Here is a 19,562-nt window from a genome sequence, read left to right as displayed (position 1 = left end):
ATATTCAAGAGAATCCACGCTCCCAGACGAAACCTATGGCTGACCTCAAAGATCAACGACATCCGCAATACATGGGCGATCGCCAAATTGTCACAGATTTGCTTGGAACGACACAGCCCAGCGATCGCAACTTGGCAGACCTAGCACGACTATGCATTCGCTATCGGGGGTTTCAGGGAGCGCGAGACATTCAAGCAGATTTGCTCAAGGTTTTAGCACAGTGGCACTTAACCGAGGAGCAGCTATATGCTAAGACCCGCGAGATTCATACCACCGCCAAGGTATTCGCCACCCACAATGATGGGCGCGATGATTGGGCATAGATTAAGCCTCCTAAAATCCCCCAATTCTGGGAGATTTTAGGGGGCGAAACATGTATCTAGACGTAGGTGCTAGCCTCCCTCTTAAGCTCTGGTGCGATGTTCTACGCCAAAGCCAACTAGGGTGATTTCGGTGGGAGCAACGGGTTTGTCGGGTCGCCGATAGGTGACGATCGTGCGCAGGCGCGTCTCATTGCTGAGAAAGCGCATCTGATCGACTGCGATCGATTTCTTATAGTAGGTGGTCATTTCTAGGGTTTGCCGAGTGGGCTGATAGGTAAATCGCCCCGCGATCGCCCCTGCTTCCGAATAACCCTCATCTCTGAGGTAGTAGCCTTGTACGATCTCTTTAGATTTTTCAAGTTGAGCGGCGATCGGGATCAGAGCGTCATCAGTGGTCTCAGAGACTGATAGCACATAGGTATCAGGCACAAATAATGCCTTGAGCTGCATGGATACCTTTTCACCCTTTTCAGACACCGTATCAAAAGCAATGGAAAACCCTGGTATGACCCGATCGTCGAGCATTAATGCATCCAGATCGAACATGATTGGCATCGAGTCCGATGGGGACATAATGTTTTGCTTATCTTGATAGGTCAAGGCCTTCACCACATATTCCGTGTAAGACCTTTCGATCTCGTTGGCATCGGTCATGTGGTAAGTGCGCTCAGTTTTCCAAAGCCCAGAACACTCGGCAAAAAAATCTAGAAAGCTCAGCATTATCGGTTTCTATAAGTTAACGACAAAAGCATCTTTAACACCCGGAATCCGCACGATCTCTTCTAGCAAGCTTGCTGGCAGGGGATCGTCAATATTTAAGACCATGACAGCTTCGCCACGCACCATACGGCGACCGACTTGCATACTGGCAATATTGACATTAAAGTTGCCCAACAGGGAGCCAAGCCCACCAATGATCCCAGGCATATCTCTATGCAAAGTTAACAACATATAGTGCGAAGGTGCAACGTTAATGGGGAAATCATTAATATTGGTAATCCGCAACTCAGACTTACCTAATAATGCACCAGTTACCGATTGTTGCCCGTGCGTACCATTGGCAGTCAAATGTAAGGAACCCGTGTAGTCTTCGATCGTGGCATCGCGGGTTTCGGTGACGCGAATTCCACGCTCTTTTGCCTCAAGGCTAGCATTGACAAAATTGACCCGCTCGCGCAAAGCAGGCGAGAGCAATCCCTTCAGCGCGGCTACGACAATTGGTTGACTTTCACTGGTGGCAATTTCACCTTGTAAGCGCACGTCGAGGGTATCGACACGACCACCTGCCAGTTGTCCCACCAGATTACCGAGCATTTCTGCCAATTGCAGATAGGGCTTGAGCTTTTGCCAAACATCGGGCCCCAACCCAGGAATATTCACGGCAGCGCGTGCGGGTAAGCCCAACAGCACATCGCGAATTTGCTCTGCAACATCTACGGCTACGTTGGTCTGCGCCTCTTCGGTCGATGCGCCGAGGTGAGGGGTAAGAATTAAGCGCGAACCCGCCGCTCTCAGGGTTGACTCCGCTTCTAAGGGCTCATTCTCAAAAACATCTAGGGCGGCACCACCAATTTGGCCATTTTTAACCGCTTCTGCTAAGGCAGCTTCATCAATGATGCCACCTCGGGCACAGTTGATGATCCGCACATTCGGCTTCATGATTTTGAGGCTTTCGGCATTGATCAGGTGGTAAGTCTCTTTGGTTTTGGGTAAATGCAGGGTGATGTAGTCAGATTCGCGGAATAGGATTTCTAACTCCACGAGATTTACACCCAAATGCTCTGCCCGTTCTGCGGTGAGGAAAGGGTCGTAGGCCAAGAGTCTCATGCCCAGTGCCCGTGCCACTGTTGCCACATGGGAACCAATTTTGCCTAAGCCAATCACACCGAGGGTTTTCTTGTAAACTTCTACGCCTGTAAAGCTTTTGCGATCCCACTTGCCTGACTTAATTGAAGCATTGGCTTCAGGGATATAACGAGATAGCGAGAGCATCATGGCAAGGGCATGTTCTGCTGCTGCGATCGTGTTGCCTTCAGGTGAGTTAACAACAACAATGCCTTGGCGCGTTGCTGTGGGAACATCAACGTTATCAACACCAACGCCAGCCCGTCCAATAATTTTTAGATTTTTACCTGCTTCGATCGCTTCTTTGGTAAGTTTGGTACCAGAGCGAATCATGATGGCATCGTACTCAGGCAGTGCTTTGATCAGTTCGTCGGGGCTAAGATTTGTTTTAACGTCAACAGTAGCAACCTGAGACAGGATATCAATACCAACTTGATCGATGGGGTCGGAAACGAGAACTTTTGGCATAGTTAATGAGATTCAGTGGTTATTCGCAATTTGTTACTGAGTTACTTCGTTATGGATAACTTCAGATCCTTTCAGTTGACTTGATTGAGGGCAAGTAACAAACAAAAAATAACAAAGCGAGAAATTATAGGACAAATTTGCTTATACCATTTATCCCTAAGCTAATTGCAGAATAATTACAAGAATTTAGTTTTTAGGCGATCGCCAATTTAACTTTTAATGCACCCACCAAAATCCTTATTGACTGGGATAAATTCATGCACAACCTCATTCGCAAAGAGTTCAGAGCGATCCCGATCGCGTTTGCTGGCATTATTATTGACAATTGATATGCTTAGATTGTGACAAAAGCCTCGATCTGATGCGCGATTTTTAAAGATTGAAACCCAAAAAATCATTGATAGCAATTCTCTATTTGAATAATGCAATCTACTGGCTTAGATCCCCGACTTTTTAAAAAAGTCAGGGATCTTAAAGTCGGGGATCTTGTTGTATGGATGAATCATCTAACAAATCCAATCCTTTAGGATTACACCAATCTAATTTTTTGAGCTATAATGGATCGACTTGGGACCGCAACGGTTTCGACGTGTTAGTGGAAATTATCCCGTGATGCAGGTCGAGAGCGAGTTACCTCTCGCAAATCAATGACTCAAACAAGTACATGCGAACAACATCGTACCCTTTGCTCGTAAAGCCGCTCCTGTAGCTGCCTAAGAACCAATTAATTTCGGTTTCGAGATCTGATGTGTGACTCCGTTAAACTCATTAGATAACCCCCAACGGACGCTGCAAAAAACTTCCTCTTGTAAGTTGTTTGCCTAAGACTATACGAGAGAATCTCCGCTGCTGAGGATAACAAGTAGCTCCCTCCATGAGGATCAGAATGGATAAACCTGTGAATGAGTGGGGCGTTATGAGCTAGTACGGACGGCAGTTCGACTCTGCCCGGTTCCATTAAATTTCCAATAATTTCAAATTTCAAAAAACTGCGATCGCAGTTTTTTTTTGATCGTTTTTTGCGAGCGCAGAATTCAAGTTCAAATTAAATTGAAATAGGCATTAGAATTATGAATAACATGAATTCGGGATAATAATTTTGGAACAAAGTAAGCCAACTTGTTAGAACCAAAGAGTTCGATCCCCCTGCCCTATCGGGCATCCCCCTTACAAAAGGGGGACAAGAAAAATTCTCCCCCCTTTTGTAAGGGGGGCTGGGGGGGGCTTGGGATGTATAGCGTTTCAGGTTTTCTTATCCCGAACTGACGTTGAATATGAAATTTATTTTCCTTTATATCTAAGCGATCGCATCTGAAAACGAATGACCAATTTATGGATTCGAGGGGGTAGCCGCAGTGGCAAAAGCGATCGCATTGTCCAGGAATTTCAAGGCTGGGCAGAAACAGACTTTGCCAAACATCCCAATCCGCAAGCTGCCTCGCAGTCCGTCTTGGTGCTATCGGTGGACTCCGAGCAACGCCAAAAGTTAAGCGATCGCCTCAGTATTGCTACCCACGGTCGTTATCCTGTCACAGCCGCCACGCCGCTTAGTTTTTTTCGCGATCAAGTCCTGCTGTTCTTTCCTTTGCTGATGCGGTTATTGGAATGGAAAGCCCAGTTTCCGATTTTGCTGCGGGTAGAAAACGAGCAGGAACTCGCTACCAAATTGTGGTCAGACCGACTCGATTCGGGTTTGCTCAGTATGGAAGGAGTAGGTCGCGATCGCGTCGTGCGGCGGATGTTGGACTTGTACCTACTAGCTGCGAATAGTGGGAAAGCGATCGAGCAAGTACCGCAGATCTTGAGTCAAGGCATGGAGGGGTTTGAGTCAGACTCCGAGCGAGATTCTAGAAATGCTGCGACGAATGAGAATCCCAAACAGCAAGAGAGTGCTTGGCAAAATGTCTGTGAGAATATTGGGGATGCGTTGGTGGAGTGGCGCGAATTTTGCTGGCGCAATGGGCTGCTGACCTATGGCACGATTACGGAACTCTTTGGCAAATATCTATTACCCAATCCCCAATATCGCCAGAAACTCCAGCAACGCTATCGCTATTTGATTGTGGATGATGCCGATGAATTCCCCGCGATCGCTTGCGATTTATGTACGGTTTTAGTCAAGAGCGGTGCAAAATCTCTATTTACCTTTAATCCTGAAGGTTCGATTCGATTGGGGCTGGGAGCCGACCCGAAATATTGGCTAACACTAGCGGCGCAATGCCAAGTCGAAACGCTCGATAGGATTCCCGAAAGCATTGGCAAGGAATATGCCGAACTGGTTTTAGATCTGGTTCTAGAGCCAAGTATGCGCCTGAGTGAATCCATCGACAGCTTCCATAGTATCGATACGATTTCACGGGCAAAATTATTCCGTTCCGTTGCCGATACGATCGCCACTGCGATCGCTTCCGAGCAAATCAAAGCCAGTGAAATTGCGATTATCGCCCCCGGTTTGGATAATATTGCCAACTATGCCCTAGTGGAAATTCTCAGTAAAAAAGAGATTTCGATTTTACCGCTCAACGATCAGCGACCCCTCTCGGTTTCCGCCGCCGTGCGATCGCTGTTGGCACTCATGACCTTGGTCTATCCCAATCTGGGACATCTAGTCGGTCGCGATCAAGTTGCCGAAATGCTGGTGTCTTTGAGCGAAGCGATCGATCCCGTCAGGGCAGGGCTGCTCGCCGATCGCTGTTTTTTGCCGCACCCCATTCAACCACAACTGCTCCCTAGCGACACCTTTAGCGAATGGAATCGCTTTGGCTATGAAGCCACTCAAGCATACGAACAGATCCGCCAATGGATCGAACGCCAACCCCATAATCTTGCGCCTTTGCTGCTTTTAGATCGGGCGATTCAACAGTTCCTCCAACCCAGAAATCTCAGCTACGATCGCCTCTCTACGCTACAGGAATTGATCGAGACGGCTCAGTACTATTGGGAAATAGGACTGCGATTGCAATGGCAAGATCGAAAGATTCTAGAAGGATTTATTCAACTAATCCGACAGGGAACGGTGACGGCAAATCCCTTTGCACCGAATGCACCGAACGATAGCGTCGTGCTTGCCACAATTTACCAATATCGCATGGCACGCCTCTCCCATCGCTGGCAATTTTGGCTGGATGCGGGTTCCTCGCTCTGGACGCAGGGCGGCGCAGCGGCGTTGTTTGGTGCGCCCCTGTTTTTGCATGACTGGTCGGGCGAAGTATGGACGATTCAAGATCGGGAGGCAGCCGATCGCGAACGGTTAAAACGATTGCTGCGCGATCTATGCGATCGCGCCACAGAGAGAATCTATCTTTGCTATAGCGAACTCAGTACCAACGGACAAATCCAAACGGGGCCACTGCAAGTCTTGGCGGATATTGCCACAGTGCCAATTTAAAATAGGGATAAGTTATCAATGGAATTAAACTAATATGAATCCTTGAAATTGTTCGAGAAAGCTAAATTTTTTTGAGATAAAATTAAATCACTCTAGAAAAGCATCCGCAATCATGTCAGAGAACTCAACTGTTCGTGGCGAGGATTTCACAAATATTACAGAAGATGCGATCGCCTCCTATAACAAAGCTTTGGAATTCAAACCTGACGACCATAATGCATGGATTAACCGAGGCAATGCCCTATTTGATTTAGGCAGATACGAAGATGCGATCGCCTCCTATGATAGGGCTGTAGAACTCAAGCCTGACACTCACCAAGCATGGATCAACCGAGGCGTTGCTCTAGGGAATTTAAGCAGACATGAAGATGCTGTTATCTCCTATGATAAGGCTATAGAAATCAATCCTGACACATATGAAGCATGGGGTAACCGAGGTATTGACCTAGGAGATTTAGGTAGATACGAAGAAGCGATCATCTCCTATGACAAGGCTGTAGAACTCAAGCCTGACAATCACCAAGCATGGATCAACCGAGGCAATGCTCTAGGGAATTTAAGCAGACATGAAGATGCTGTCATCTCCTATGATAAAGCGATAGAAATTAATCCTGACAGATTCGAAGCATGGCATAACCGAGGCGTTGCCCTAAGTAGTTTAAGCAGATACGAAGAAGCGATCGCATCCTATGAAAAAGCTTTAGGACTCAAGCCTGATGACTACCAAGCATGGTTCGACCGAGGCTCCATCCTCATTTATTTAGGTAGATACGAAAAAGGGATTGTTTCTTTATTCCAAGCCCTACAAATCAAGCCAGACGAAGATATTTTATGGGATGGGATGGAGACTTTATTACTTACTGTTAAAGAGCATTTTAAATCTTCTGGCAAAATTGAAAGTATTCCACTAGTAATTCAGGCTTATAAAGACGGAATTAAAATCCTTGAGCAAACAGGCGATCAAAAACGTCTTCTCAGATTTTCTTATCAGATTGGAAAAGCATTACTTGAGTTAGGAAACTACACCGAAGCAATTGAAAACCTCCAAGTCTGCGAACAAATCTCCCAAGAGTTAAGTGACATTCCTGCCTTGGCTTTGACCTTATTTGATTTAGCGAGGCTATTTCATATTACAGGCAGACTAGAGCAAGCACGGCTCTATTTCAAGGACTCGTTGCGGCTTTTTAGAAGATTACAAGATCTTGAAAAAACTGCTGCGGTTACATTGGCATTGGGCAACTTAGAAATGCAGATCGGCAAAATCTCCCAATCTAAAATCCATCTAAAAGAAGCAGAAAGCTATTATAAAGAGCAACACAACTCTGAACGCCTTGAGGAAATCAATTATTTACTACAAATTCTAGAGGCAGCTTAATTATGTCATCAAAACAATCTCGACTTGGCAAACACAAATCATCTTTCCAAAGATGGGAACTAAAAGAAAATCCATTTCGGGCTACTCCACCTGACGATCCTGAGCTGTTGGCACAAATATTTTATGGGCGCGATCAAGAATTAGATAATGCCATTCCTACTCTCTATGAAGGCAGAAATATCTTGGTGAGAGGAGCTTGGGGCATTGGCAAAACTTCCCTGATCCTCAATCTAATTTATCAGTTACAACAGGAAGTGGCGGCATTAGGTGAAAAGATGCTAGTTCTCTACCTCAGTGGTATTCCGGGAGAAAAACCCGTAGACTTTTATCGAGCATTATTAATGTCGATCGCTGACAGCTTAAAAGATCAGGATACTGATGCACAGGATGTTGTCAATAGTCTGTTAGGTTATTCTATCCAACGCACCAAAACTTCTACCGAAGGTAAAGTCCAATTGTGGGTATTCTCCTTTAGTATCAAAGATGAAACACCATCTAATCCACTCACTCCAAATGCTAATGCCGATCCTTATCCTTTACTTATTCGAATACTAGATAAAGCTGAACAGAACTACGATCGCATCGTTTTTGCGATCGATGACTTTGACAAAAAAGATCCTATTGTTGTTCAAACTATCTTAGAAGGCAGCCTAGATTTATTCCGTAATAGTAAACATCGAGCATTTATCGTCACAGGTCGAGGATTCACCGATCTCCAAGAGGCAACCTTAAAAGCTTTGGGCATCTTTTCTGAAGATATTAACCTTGCGCCTATGACTCAGGAAGATTTACGGCATATAGTCATCAACTATCTTAATAGTGTCAGAACATCTTCTCGCGACGATTGCTATCCTTTTACCGAAGAGGTAATGTCATTAATAACTACCTATGCGCAAGGATTTCCTCGGCAGTTGAATACCATCTGTGAAAAAGTATTGCGTCAAGCGGCATCTAAAGGATATGACGAGATTGATATAGAAGCTTTTACGGATGTTTGGCAATTAGTTCAACAAGACTATACCCGTTCTATTTCTCCTCAGTTACGTCATTTACTTTATATTGCCTACCAAGCAGGAGGAATCAGTGAAGATATCAAAGATGAGGATTTAGCTAAACTTGATGCCCTAACTTATGTTTCGCTATTACCTAAGCTTAAATCCATGGAAGAATTAGGCGTGCTAATCCGTCGAGAGGATGAAGGGGGCATTCGCTTTTTACCCTCTAAACTATATCAGCCTTCTACTTGAATTCCCGACTCATTACGGAATATCAAAACTTCTCCTTAGAATACCAACAAGATTTACCAAGCCAATCTCACCTACGATTCAAAGTGTTTCATTCACCTAGAATTGGAAGCCGAGCAGAAATATTAGCAACCTAAAACTCAGCTTGATAGCTGAGGGTGTCTAAGCTTCCAAAGCAACCCCGATAGTGAATTCGTAAATACATGTGCCACGATCGCAGGCAGTAAATTTCCAGTTGCTAAGGTGACGGAACCCAAAAGTAGCCCCACAATAGTTGCCCAGATCGTGTAGGGAATATGCTTGATGCTTGCCATATGTAGAGCGCCAAACACCACACTCGATACGATCAACGCCACCATATTCATGCCTAAGCCCGGAATCGCCACGCCTCGGAATAGCAACTCCTCGCTCATGCCGGGTAAAAGTCCCAGCCAGATTAAATCCACCAAGTTGAGCGGTTTCAAAACCATTTCTAAATACTCTTTTGCCGCTTCTCGGTAAGCTTCCCAATATTCATAGACTAGGGTACTTAAAAGCGCCACGCCCACACCCAAACCTATGCCGATCGCAAAGTGATCGACTTGCCAGCGCAATGGCACAATCTGCACCGAAAGCAGATAAGACCACCCCTTAGCGATTACCATCAAAACGAGGGCGGTAACTGCCATCGCCACTAAAAGCTGCGATCGCGTCATGGGTTCAGTTTTTGGAGTTTGGGTCATGTTTGAGGTTCGTGAATGATGGCGATCGGGGTGGAAAAATAGATTTTCTGAAATTCGAGAGTCCTAAAATTTAGCTAAAACTGAGACGAGCTGGTCAATTTCTGTCTCAGTCGTGAGATAGTGCAGCGAAACTCTCAGACAATCTGGTTCGGGAATCGAGCGAATCAAGATCTGATGCTCTACCTCTAATTGTTTCATTACCAGATTAGAAGCTTTATCTTGCATTTTAAAGGAAACCAGACCCACTTTGGGTGGTGCTTGCTTGATACAGTCAATCTGCGGAATTTCAGCCAATTTGTGCCAAAGCCGATCGCTGAGTTGACCGATGCGATCGTAACGTTGCTGCTGCGTTCCCCAGAGGTTGGCATGGGCGATCGCAGCTCTTAGTCCCGCATAGAGAGGATAGGCAGCACTTGCCACCTCAAATTTTTGCCCATCCGCTCGCCAGTCATAGTTTTTGGGCAAGCTGCGATTTTCCGAAGACTTACCGCTGACAATGCTGCGCCAACCGATAAAGGTTGGTTGCGCTGCCGCAAACGCCTCAGGGGCGACATACAACCCCCCTAAGCCCAAAGGAGCGCACCACCACTTATGTCCCGTAAACGCATAAAAATCTATACCCAATTCAGCAAGATTGAGCGGTAGCACGCCTACCGATTGCGCCGCATCCACTACCACCAAAACTTGGCGATCGCGGCAAAGTTGACCAATTTCTTTAAGGGGCAGTACCTGACCTGTATTCCAGCAAATATGGCTGATTGCGATCGTGCGAGTGCGCGGTTGTAGGGCTTGTTCGATCGCTTCAAGCACAGCTTCATCCCTATCATTCAAGGTTTGTTGCAAAGGAAAGTAGTTGATTTCGATGCCAAACCGCGTCTGAAGTTGCGCCGCGATCGCGATAATTCCAGGATGTTCGCAGTCTGAGAGTAAGAGGCGATCGCCTCGTTGCCAATCGACACTCCAAAGCGCAATATTACAACCTGTGGTGGTGCTATCTGTAAGCGTAATCGTATTGGGGCTAACCTGTAACTCTGTCGCGATTGCCTGCCGCACCGCCACTTTTTCGGCCTCGATCCACTGAAAAGCAGCGATCGAAAAGCAGCCTATAGCTTCAATCTGCTGAAAGCCCTGTGCGATCGCATTCAACGCTGCCTCACACATAACCCCTTGTCCGCCGTAATTAAAATAGGCACGTTTTGCAGGGGGATTTAGGGCGGGATAATGCGATCGGTGTTGCTGAAGCGCTGATTCTGAAAGATTTTCTTGCTCAGCCCCTTGTCCCAGACCTTGGGCTTGGCTTATATTCGCGGACATCAAATATTGCTCCTCTAAATTGCGCCTAAAGTAAATTGCAAGGAAATTGTCAATCTGGCTACCCTTATCCGATAGAATGAATAACGCTAAAATTTTTAGATCATAAGGCAGAGATAGAGAGATGAGCGACACTCTTTCCAAGGTTCAGGATATCGTAGCAGCACAACTAGGTGTTGAGGTTTCCGAAGTTAAGCCCGAAGCTAGTTTTGCTAACGACCTCGGGGCTGACTCCCTCGATACTGTCGAGCTAGTAATGGCATTAGAGGAAGAATTTGGGATTGAAATTCCTGATGAAGATGCTGAAGGGATCGCTACAGTACAAAACGCTGTCGATTACATCGATGGCAAAAAGGAATAGTTAAGAAGGTGGCTGCTTAACCCTCTAACTCTCTTAAATCTATCCAAGAATTTAAGATCGTATTTTTTAAGCTGTAAGTTTAAAATAGATTGAGGCAGCTATATAGCTTAGGTTTGGGCTTAGAAAGATATTTCCTTCATACATAGATAAAATGCTAATAAGATGCAAAATTCTCAACCTCTCTCTCGTGTAGTCGTAACTGGTTTGGGTGCAATTACCCCCATTGGCAATAACCTTGAAGAATATTGGCAAGGTCTGGCAACAGCTAGAAACGGCATAGCCCCCGTTACGCTTTTTGATGCGGCAAAATTTGAGTGCCGCTTTGGGGGAGAGGTGAAGAATTTTGACCCACATGCCTATCTAGAGCGCAAAGAAGCCAAGCGCATGGATCGGTTCTCTCAGTTCGGTGTATGTGCGAGTATTCAAGCCTTAGCCCATTCCAAGCTAGAAATCACCCCTCTTAACGCCGCTCAAGTTGGCGTTTTAATTGGTTCGGGGATTGGTGGACTTAAAGTTTTAGAAGATCAGCAAGAAATTTTACTAACCAGAGGTCCCGATCGCTGTAGCCCTTTCATGATTCCCATGATGATTGGCAACATGGCAGCGGGACTAACTGCAATTCATACTGGGGCAAAAGGCCCTAACTCTTGCACGGTAACAGCCTGTGCTGCTGGTTCTAATGCGATCGGCGATGCCTTCCGTATTATTCAACGCGGTTACGCCCAAGCCATGATCTGCGGGGGGACTGAAGCTGCGGTGACGCCGCTCAGTTTTGCTGGATTTACTGCCTGTCGTGCCTTGTCTCGTCGCAATGACGATCCTACCCATGCTTCGCGTCCCTTCGATCGCGATCGCGACGGCTTTGTCATGGGTGAGGGTGCAGGAATTTTAATTTTAGAAAATTTAGATCATGCGATCGCGCGTGGGGCAACCATCTACGCTGAGATCGTCGGCTATGGTGCGACCTGTGACGCTTACCACATTACCTCCCCTTCTCCTGATGGCGAGGGTGCAATGCGGGCAATGTCCTTGGCCCTCAAAGATGGGGATGTCACCCCCGATCAAGTCGATTACATCAATGCGCATGGTACGAGTACCTCAGCGAATGACTCGACCGAAACAAAAGCAATCAAGAAGGTATTTGGCGACCATGCCTACAAGCTAGCCGTTAGCTCAACAAAATCGATGACAGGGCATCTACTCGGCGGGTCTGGGGGGATTGAAGCTGTGGCTACGGTCTTGGCGATCGTCAATGATTGTGCGCCTCCAACCATCAATCTTGAAAATCCCGATCCTGATTGCGATCTAGACTACGTACCCCACCAAGCACGTCCGATGACGATTAATGTGGCAACGTCAAATTCCTTTGGCTTTGGTGGCCATAATGTCACCCTCGTATTTAAGAAATTTGTTTAGACTGCAACTTCGCTCAGCCCACAAGCAGGAAAAACAAACCTGCTCCCTGAGCGGAGTTAAAGGGAGCGTGTCAAAAAATATCGAGCTTAACTTAACTGAAGCCCTAGCTATACACCGCTGTTTCTAAACGATTTGCAAGATCGATAATGTCGTCTTTCCGAGCTAATTGATCGATCCATTCTGCAGGAATTGACTCTACGCCGAAATATATCCCTGCCAAGCCGCCAGCAACCGTGGCGGTTGTATCCGTATCGTTGCCCAAATTTACGGCCTTCAGCACAGTTTCTTCATAGGATGTACTGGTGAGCAAACACCAGAGTGCCGCTTCTAGGGTATCCACTACATAACCACTAGAGTTAATCTCGTCTTGGGTTAGCCCAGGAATATCCTCACTCAATACCCGTTCAAAATGATGAAGCTCACTGAGCAAGGCAGGTTCGACATAAAGCTGCTTGGCATCTTTGATCCCCAGCAAATAGGCATCTTGCGGATCGTGTCCCAAAAGGATCTGTACGGCAATGCAAATATAGATGCCACAGGCAATTTGCGATCGCGGGTGAGCGTGGGTAATACAAGAGACTTGATGCACCCGCTCGATTAACTCTCTCAAACTCAAAGTTTTGTGATAAAAAGCCAAGGGCAAGATGCGCATGATCGAGCCATTGCCATTCGTGCCATCACTGGTTTCGCCTGCCTCTAGGGGAGGGACACCCTGATGCAGCCGATAAATAGATAGAGCTGTTGTTGCCCCCACGTCGAAAACATTGCCATGCGCTGACCAATATCCTTGACTGCGCCAACGGCAAAAAAACTCGGCGAGCGCATCCAGAGAAAAGCCTTGACACATGGACTCTGCCAGACAAAAGCTAAGAGAGCTATCGTCTGACCAAGTACCTAAGGGCTGCTGCCAAGTACCATACCCAGTCATTTTGGTGATCGGTGACGCGACAAGCTCAGAACGGCTGGAGAACTCTACGGGTACACCAAGGGCATCGCCAACGCTCAAACCCAACAACCCTGCTAATGTTTTTGAATTCTTCAGCATAGCCATGCAAATAGGAGTAGGAGTAAAAAATCCAGCAAAGCTTACTTATGTAAGTGAATTATCTTAGAGGTTAATTTGAATTCGATCAAGATTGCCTCAATTGGTATTGACACGATTGCGATCGAGCCCATGTTTCACCCAGTTAATGCAATCAAACTCTGAGCGAAATATTTTGGGTGCAGCAATGTTAATCAAGCTGTTAGGAGGGTAGTGGTCATAAAAACATTTGCCCGCCGATTGATGAATGACCACCAAATTTTCTCGGTAGACATAACGACTTTTAAAGTAATCGACTACTCCCATACAGTCTGAGTGCTGATCTAAATGCTCTTTGGCAATCTCTAGCAGTTGCTCTAGTCGATCGGAATATAGCCCAGCAGGGTTTTCGGCTTTGTGCCAATTACCCTTATGACCAAGTTCTGAAAGCAATGTGTAGGAAAAAATGACATGACCATCAATTCGATTTCGTACAAAAGGAAGTATGAGATAACCCCGATACGAAATTGACTTGACATAGAGAAAACGACCCATATCGCTCTTACATCGCTAAATCTCATCTTATTTATTTTGCATCCTATTCGTACCTCCTACGCATGAAAAGCGATGTTTTTTTGCAGGATAGAGAAAGTTCCAGCAACTCTTAATAAAACGTAATAATTTATTTGTGTTTTTAAATACAATTCGGTAGCAAAAGATACAACTCTATGTTATTGTACTTATGACAAAACAAAGGAGATAAACATATGTCACTTAAAGATCAAGCTCGCAGTATGGCTGCTCGTAATCGTCAATCAGACAAGCACCGCGAAGAAGTCGTTTTAGGACGTGCTGCAAATGAAGTTGGTTTAACTGTTTCTGAAGCAACCAGCCACAACTGGAAAACTCACACCAACTAAATCGAGCGATTCGTAAACCTAGATATTTCATTGGTTGGGTTTTACGACATCGATTCACAAATCTATAAATTTAATAAATTAATACCTTGAATATCAGCTCTAGATTTCAAGCTTTAAACATAAAGCGCATTGATTCTAAAGAAGGGGTTATGGACTAAAGTTTCTAGCATTTATGCTTTGGGGCTTAGGACGTAACCCCTCTTTAATGGAAAATGGAAATGGATGGATATAGAAATCCTATGGATTTGCGTGCAGGGGCAATTCGTGAATTGTTCATTTACAAAACACAAGACCGCGAACGCAACTCTTGAGCTGTTGCAATTTCACTTGAAACTGGTATGAAAATTTTTAAACCTACCCTATTCCCATGAAATTTACTGCCTTAAACGAGCAACTTTACCGCTATCTTTTATCGGTATCTTTGCGGGAACCAGATCTGCTCAAGCAACTCCGCGATGAAACAGCAAACCATGCACTAGTAAACATGCAAATCGCTCCAGAGCAAGGTCAGTTTATGGCTTTACTCGTGCAATTGATGGGTGCCCAAAAGACCCTAGAAGTTGGTGTGTTTACTGGTTACAGTTCTCTTGCTGTTGCCTTAGCTTTACCAGAGACCGAAAAAGTGATCGCCTGCGATATCAGTGAAGAATACACAGCGATCGCCCGACGTTATTGGGAAAAAGCTGGAGTGAATCATAAAATCGATCTGCATATCGCGCCTGCTCTTCAAACCCTCGATCGCTTGCTTGCAGAAGGTCAAGCTCATAGTTTTGATTTTGCTTTTATTGATGCGGACAAAGAAAACTACGACGGTTATTACGAGCGATCGCTGCAACTTGTGCGCCCAGGGGGACTGATTGCGATCGATAATGTGCTGTGGAACGGCAAAGTCCTCCACCCCCAAACACAGGATGCCGACACCCTTGCGATTCATGCGCTAAATCAGAAATTGCATCAAGATCCTCGCATCACGCTATCTTTGCTAGCAATTTCCGATGGTTTAACCTTGGCGCTCAAACGCTAGCGATCGCAGGGCAGCTCAAACACTCAACCTAAGAATTCGTATGCTTTTCTCTGGTTTCCTGAATTATGCTGAGGTGCTAATATGTGGCAGCAATTTTCTGCGATCGCTTCAGTCTAGGCAATATCGTAAGTTTTTTTTGATGTTCGCCGGAATTGTTTATGCACCACTTATTTTAAAGGCAGGTTAAGTTACAAAAATAAGAGTAAATCTTAGGCGATCGCACCGAATTTCCGAAAATCAACCATATCTTTTGGCGACTCCTTGCGATTGTATGGGTGAGAATGTCAGACTATGGAGTAATAAAGAAACTTAACCAACACTTCCCCACTACCAAAGATTATGTTGGGAACAACCCTTGCAGGTCATTATCAAATTGTTCGACACCTAGGTGGTGGTGGCTTTAGTCAAACTTTTATTGCTGAAGATCAACACTTACCCGGTAAGCCGACTTGCATTATCAAGCAGCTAAAACCCGCTTCAGCGCGTGAAGGCGTGTTAAAAATTGCTAGAGATTTATTTGATAAAGAAGCCAAGGTTTTGTATCGTCTGGGCAGACATGACAGAATTCCCAGCCTTTTGGCGCACTTTGAACAGGATGAAGAATTTTTCCTAGCACAGGAAATGGTGGAAGGCCATGTGCTCAGTCAAGAAATTCACCGGCACCAATGTTTTAACGAAGACTATGTGATTGCCTTACTAAGCGATCTGATGATTACGCTTGATTTTGTGCATAAGCAACAAGTAATTCATCGGGATATTAAACCCTCTAACCTGATTCGACGAAAACAAGATGGCAAGATCGTGTTGATCGATTTCGGGGCGGTTAAAGAGGTCAGCACCCAGACAATTTCAGTTGATAATCCCGATAACCATTCTTATTCTGGCTTGGTTATTGGTTCGCCCGGCTATATGCCCAACGAGCAATATGGCGGGCGATCGCAGTTTGCCAGTGATATTTACGCAGTTGGCGTTATTTGCATCCAAGCACTCACTGGTTTGACTGCAACCGAAATCCCTGAAGATCAGAAAACCAGTGAGTTTGTTTGGCGAGATCATGTTACGGCTTCCCCTGCCTTGCTTGATGTCATTGATAAAATGGTACGGTTTGATTGGAGGCAACGTTATCAAACCGCTTTAGAGGTATTACATGCGGTGCAGCAAATTGCCCCTATTGTTGCAAACAGCGAAGTTACCAATCAAGCTGCCATCTCGCCATTTCTTAACGATTCGCTTCCAAGCCAGCCTAGTGTCCCAACACGACCGAAAGAAGCTACTGTTTTAGGGTTAGGCTCTGCTCCAGAAAGCAATCAAAGCATTTCCACTGAAAAGGTTTGCGAAGAGTTAGAGAAATTTGAAGATTTGGTTCGGGCTAAAAAATTACTATGCCTTGTCTGTACGGGCATTTTAGAAAACGATATCAACCGTTTAAATAATTTTACGCTAGCTGAACTTGTAGAAGATATCTACGATCAAAACCCGACACCAGAGCAACTAAAAAACAGCTTGGTTGAATCTGTAAAAATACTCAATGTTAGCAGGCGGAAACAGTATTTATATATTGCAAAAATAATCTTTAATGCGGTGGTAAAATTGTATGAAAACCCTGATTTTCGACCCTCCTCTAAATCAACCCAAAGTTTTTCACAAAAGAGTCTAGACACGCAAGCTCGCCTAAAGAGTCCTTATTTTCAAGTTTCACAAGAGCTGGAATCTGACTCCAATCATCTTAGGATCAAAAAGCTGATCTTATATGCTTGTAGAGATGTTTGGGAGCATGATGTCAATCGATTAAATCAGATTGAATTGGTTGATCTATTAACAGAAATTATTGAATTCACCCCAACATTAAGACAACTAGAAGCATCTCTGTTTGAAGTTGTAAATACTTTGTCGAAACCGATTGAATATAGTGCGATCGTCAATATCATTATTGATAAATTACAAAAAGTTTATTCCCTAAATCAAGATGTTGTAGCGACAAACCTACATGTCAATAGTAAAAATGACCTCGTTGCTGCTGAATTACCTATGCTTGCACCCGATTACGAGATTCAAGCAGGGTTTGACGACAAACAAAAATTCAATCTCGATCTTTTAGCTGATTTATTTGACTTGCGGTTGGAACTAATACGTTTTGCTAACCCATTAAGAACAAAAATTTTGCTGTTCTCGACATTGCATTACCCATTCTTTATTGGGAAGAATGACTGGTCAGATATTCGTACCCAAACCCTTGATAATCTTCTGCGTGCGCTCTTTTGTTCGTACCCTACAGAGTTTGAGGCTGAGAAAAAACTGATTCAAGTTGCCCATTCACTTGAAGAACCCGAACAGTATGGACAAGTGATCAGGTACATCGTTCGAGCAGTAAAACCGCTATATTCCAAGCTGACTGAGCTGTCCATGCGACATCCTCTAGAAGAGCAAAGAAGCTTTTCTGGACAAAATCCTTCATCGAAAACCTCTATTCATGCTTTAGGGAATAACAAGGCCACGCATATACACAATAATGAGGATGAAGACGATCAGACCTGTCGGTTTATCTAGCTCTGATGGCTGATGTTTCTGTCCGAGATTTAGCACCTTGGGCGACCAGTAAGTCAAAATGAGAATTGCTGGTATAACCTAGGGCTTATGGTATTCATCGGACAAATGTGATTAAAATATAGATTGGTTGATATTTCTTAATAAATCGTGCAAATCCAATCAAACTGGGCAAGTTGGTTTCGGGGACGCAAATTCGATCTAGAGCTAGGGGCGATCGCGCTGGTGTACTTTGTGCAGGGTGCTCTAGGTATCGCGCACTTGGCGGTCAGCTTTTTTCTTAAAGATGAGTTGAGCTTAGGGCCTGCTGAGGTTTCGTCTTTGGTAGGCATTGCCATGCTGCCCTGGACGGTTAAGCCCCTCTATGGTCTGATCTCCGATGGTTTCCCCATTTTTGGGTACAGACGCCGCCCCTATTTGATTTTATCAAGCGTGATGGGGGTATCCGCTTGGTTGTGTATGGCTTTTGTCGTATCTACGCCTCTAACCGCCCTAATCGCGATCGCACTGGGTTCTCTGTCTATTGCCTTTTCGGATGCCATTATTGATGCTCTGGTGGTGCAACGTGCCAGATTAGAAAGTGAAGGCGATGCGGGCTCTTTACAGTCCTTTGGTTGGGCGGCAATGTCCGTGGGCGCGATCGCTTCGGCCTATTTAAGCGGTTCCCTACTCGAACATTTTGGTTCTAGGTTTGTCTTTGAAATCACAGCAGTTTTGCCTTTATTGGTGGGGTTTGCTGCCTTTGCGATCGTCGATATTCCAATTGGTAAGCTGTTAGCGTCATCTGCTAACGAATCAATTTCAGGCTCGACCCCAGAATCGGCGCAGGAATTACCAGACGATTCAGCACAGACACTCTCTTCCTTTGCGATCGTGGGACAACAACTCAAGCAACTTCGCAAAGCCTTTATGAGCAAGCAAATTTGGTTGCCTGCAGCCTTTGTGTTTTTGTGGCAAGCTACGCCAACCGCAGATTCAGCTTTCTTTTTCTTTACTACCAACGAGCTCAAGTTCAATCCCGAATTTCTGGGTACGGTCCGTCTGGTGACTAGTGTGGCAGGTCTCTTTGGCGTTTGGATATTTCAAAGATTTCTCAAAGCCGTGCCCATGCGCCAGATTTTTTTATGGACAACAATTATTTCGGCGGTACTAGGCATGACTAGCCTACTATTGGTGACTCATGCCAATCGTGCGATCGGCATTGACGATCGCTGGTTTAGCCTAGGGGACAGTCTCATTCTCACGGTGGCGGGAAGAATTGCGTTTATGCCAGTTCTGGTTTTAGCAGCTAGACTCTGCCCCGAGGGCATTGAGGCAACCCTATTTGCCCTGTTGATGTCGGTGGTGAATGTATCATCGCTTTTTTCCTATCAGTTTGGGGCGGCACTGACCCGTTGGTTGGGAATCACAGACACGAATTTTGATAATCTGTGGCTGTTGGTTGCGATCGCAAATCTCAGCACGTTGCTTCCTCTACCTCTATTAAGTTGGCTCCCTGATGATAGTTCCGCTTCCTCAAAACAATTGGAATCAAGCTCATCTATTGAAATTGTCACCTTGGAAGTGGAAAAACCAGAAGTTATGTCCAGCTTATAAGAAT

16 protein-coding genes and 1 other RNA gene are annotated in these 19,562 nt (G+C 45.2%); 11 read left to right on the top strand and 6 right to left on the bottom strand.

Annotated elements, in window-relative coordinates; genetic code table 11:
• The first annotated feature begins 35 nt into the window (after nt 1–35).
• Nucleotides 36–323 (top strand): DUF3288 family protein, encoded by a 288-nt coding sequence (locus V2H45_RS02380; protein ID WP_330482008.1) that lies wholly within the window; start codon nt 36–38, stop codon nt 321–323.
• A gap of 81 nt (nt 324–404) precedes the next feature.
• On the opposite strand, the gene V2H45_RS02375 is transcribed toward V2H45_RS02380, so the two are convergent.
• Nucleotides 405–1,043 (bottom strand): phycobiliprotein lyase, encoded by a 639-nt coding sequence (locus V2H45_RS02375; RefSeq protein ID WP_330482007.1) that lies wholly within the window; start codon nt 1,041–1,043, stop codon nt 405–407.
• A 9-nt stretch (nt 1,044–1,052) separates the two neighbouring features.
• Nucleotides 1,053–2,636, bottom strand: coding sequence for a phosphoglycerate dehydrogenase (gene serA / locus V2H45_RS02370; RefSeq protein WP_330482006.1), 1,584 nt, complete (start codon nt 2,634–2,636; stop codon nt 1,053–1,055).
• Nucleotides 2,637–3,205: 569 nt separating this feature from the next.
• On the opposite strand from serA, the gene ssrA reads away from it, so the two are divergent.
• The 4 genes from ssrA to V2H45_RS02350 all read left to right on the top strand — a co-directional run bounded on the left by ssrA (nt 3,206) and on the right by V2H45_RS02350 (nt 8,646).
• Nucleotides 3,206–3,596: a transfer-messenger RNA gene (gene ssrA / locus V2H45_RS02365) on the top strand.
• 361 nt (nt 3,597–3,957) lie between these two features.
• Nucleotides 3,958–6,024 (top strand): hypothetical protein, encoded by a 2,067-nt coding sequence (locus V2H45_RS02360; RefSeq protein WP_330482005.1) that lies wholly within the window; start codon nt 3,958–3,960, stop codon nt 6,022–6,024.
• Nucleotides 6,025–6,136: 112 nt separating this feature from the next.
• Nucleotides 6,137–7,399 carry a tetratricopeptide repeat protein gene (locus V2H45_RS02355; protein ID WP_330482004.1) on the top strand — a complete coding sequence of 421 codons (1,263 nt, stop codon included), beginning with the start codon at nt 6,137–6,139 and terminating at the stop codon, nt 7,397–7,399.
• A gap of 2 nt (nt 7,400–7,401) precedes the next feature.
• Entirely contained in the window at nt 7,402–8,646 is a 1,245-nt protein-coding gene (locus tag V2H45_RS02350) for an ATP-binding protein (protein ID WP_330482003.1), read from the top strand.
• Nucleotides 8,647–8,783: 137 nt separating this feature from the next.
• Here V2H45_RS02350 and V2H45_RS02345 read toward each other — a convergent pair whose 3' ends face one another.
• Nucleotides 8,784–9,365: a CPBP family intramembrane glutamic endopeptidase gene (locus tag V2H45_RS02345; RefSeq protein WP_330482002.1), complete on the bottom strand. Its 582-nt coding sequence runs from the start codon at nt 9,363–9,365 to the stop codon at nt 8,784–8,786.
• Nucleotides 9,366–9,428: 63 nt separating this feature from the next.
• On the bottom strand, nt 9,429–10,679 hold the full coding sequence (locus V2H45_RS02340) for an aminotransferase class V-fold PLP-dependent enzyme (RefSeq protein WP_330482001.1): 1,251 nt from the start codon (nt 10,677–10,679) through the stop codon (nt 9,429–9,431).
• 121 nt (nt 10,680–10,800) lie between these two features.
• Between V2H45_RS02340 and acpP the strand changes: the two genes are divergently transcribed.
• Nucleotides 10,801–11,037: an acyl carrier protein gene (acpP, locus tag V2H45_RS02335; RefSeq protein WP_330482000.1), complete on the top strand. Its 237-nt coding sequence runs from the start codon at nt 10,801–10,803 to the stop codon at nt 11,035–11,037.
• Between the two features lie 162 nt (nt 11,038–11,199).
• Complete coding sequence (gene fabF / locus V2H45_RS02330) at nt 11,200–12,453, top strand: beta-ketoacyl-ACP synthase II (protein WP_330481999.1); 1,254 nt, start codon at nt 11,200–11,202, stop codon at nt 12,451–12,453.
• Nucleotides 12,454–12,556: 103 nt separating this feature from the next.
• On the opposite strand, the gene V2H45_RS02325 is transcribed toward fabF, so the two are convergent.
• On the bottom strand, nt 12,557–13,498 hold the full coding sequence (locus V2H45_RS02325; RefSeq protein ID WP_330481998.1) for an ADP-ribosylglycohydrolase family protein: 942 nt from the start codon (nt 13,496–13,498) through the stop codon (nt 12,557–12,559).
• A 96-nt stretch (nt 13,499–13,594) separates the two neighbouring features.
• Nucleotides 13,595–14,029 carry a hypothetical protein gene (locus tag V2H45_RS02320; RefSeq protein ID WP_330481997.1) on the bottom strand — a complete coding sequence of 145 codons (435 nt, stop codon included), beginning with the start codon at nt 14,027–14,029 and terminating at the stop codon, nt 13,595–13,597.
• 212 nt (nt 14,030–14,241) lie between these two features.
• Here V2H45_RS02320 and V2H45_RS02315 point away from each other — a divergent pair, with 212 nt between their 5' ends.
• The 4 genes from V2H45_RS02315 to V2H45_RS02300 all read left to right on the top strand — a co-directional run bounded on the left by V2H45_RS02315 (nt 14,242) and on the right by V2H45_RS02300 (nt 19,558).
• Complete coding sequence (locus tag V2H45_RS02315) at nt 14,242–14,394, top strand: hypothetical protein (RefSeq protein WP_330481996.1); 153 nt, start codon at nt 14,242–14,244, stop codon at nt 14,392–14,394.
• A 367-nt stretch (nt 14,395–14,761) separates the two neighbouring features.
• Nucleotides 14,762–15,418 (top strand): class I SAM-dependent methyltransferase, encoded by a 657-nt coding sequence (locus V2H45_RS02310; RefSeq protein ID WP_330481995.1) that lies wholly within the window; start codon nt 14,762–14,764, stop codon nt 15,416–15,418.
• Between the two features lie 339 nt (nt 15,419–15,757).
• Complete coding sequence (locus V2H45_RS02305; RefSeq protein ID WP_330481994.1) at nt 15,758–17,965, top strand: serine/threonine-protein kinase; 2,208 nt, start codon at nt 15,758–15,760, stop codon at nt 17,963–17,965.
• Nucleotides 17,966–18,112: 147 nt separating this feature from the next.
• Entirely contained in the window at nt 18,113–19,558 is a 1,446-nt protein-coding gene (locus V2H45_RS02300) for a folate/biopterin family MFS transporter (protein ID WP_330481993.1), read from the top strand.
• Nucleotides 19,559–19,562: the final 4 nt, after the last annotated feature.

This window comes from Tumidithrix elongata BACA0141, from assembly GCF_036349135.1.
Lineage (GTDB): Bacteria > Cyanobacteriota > Cyanobacteriia > Pseudanabaenales > Pseudanabaenaceae > Tumidithrix > Tumidithrix elongata.
This window is presented reverse-complemented; position numbering and strand designations above follow the sequence as displayed.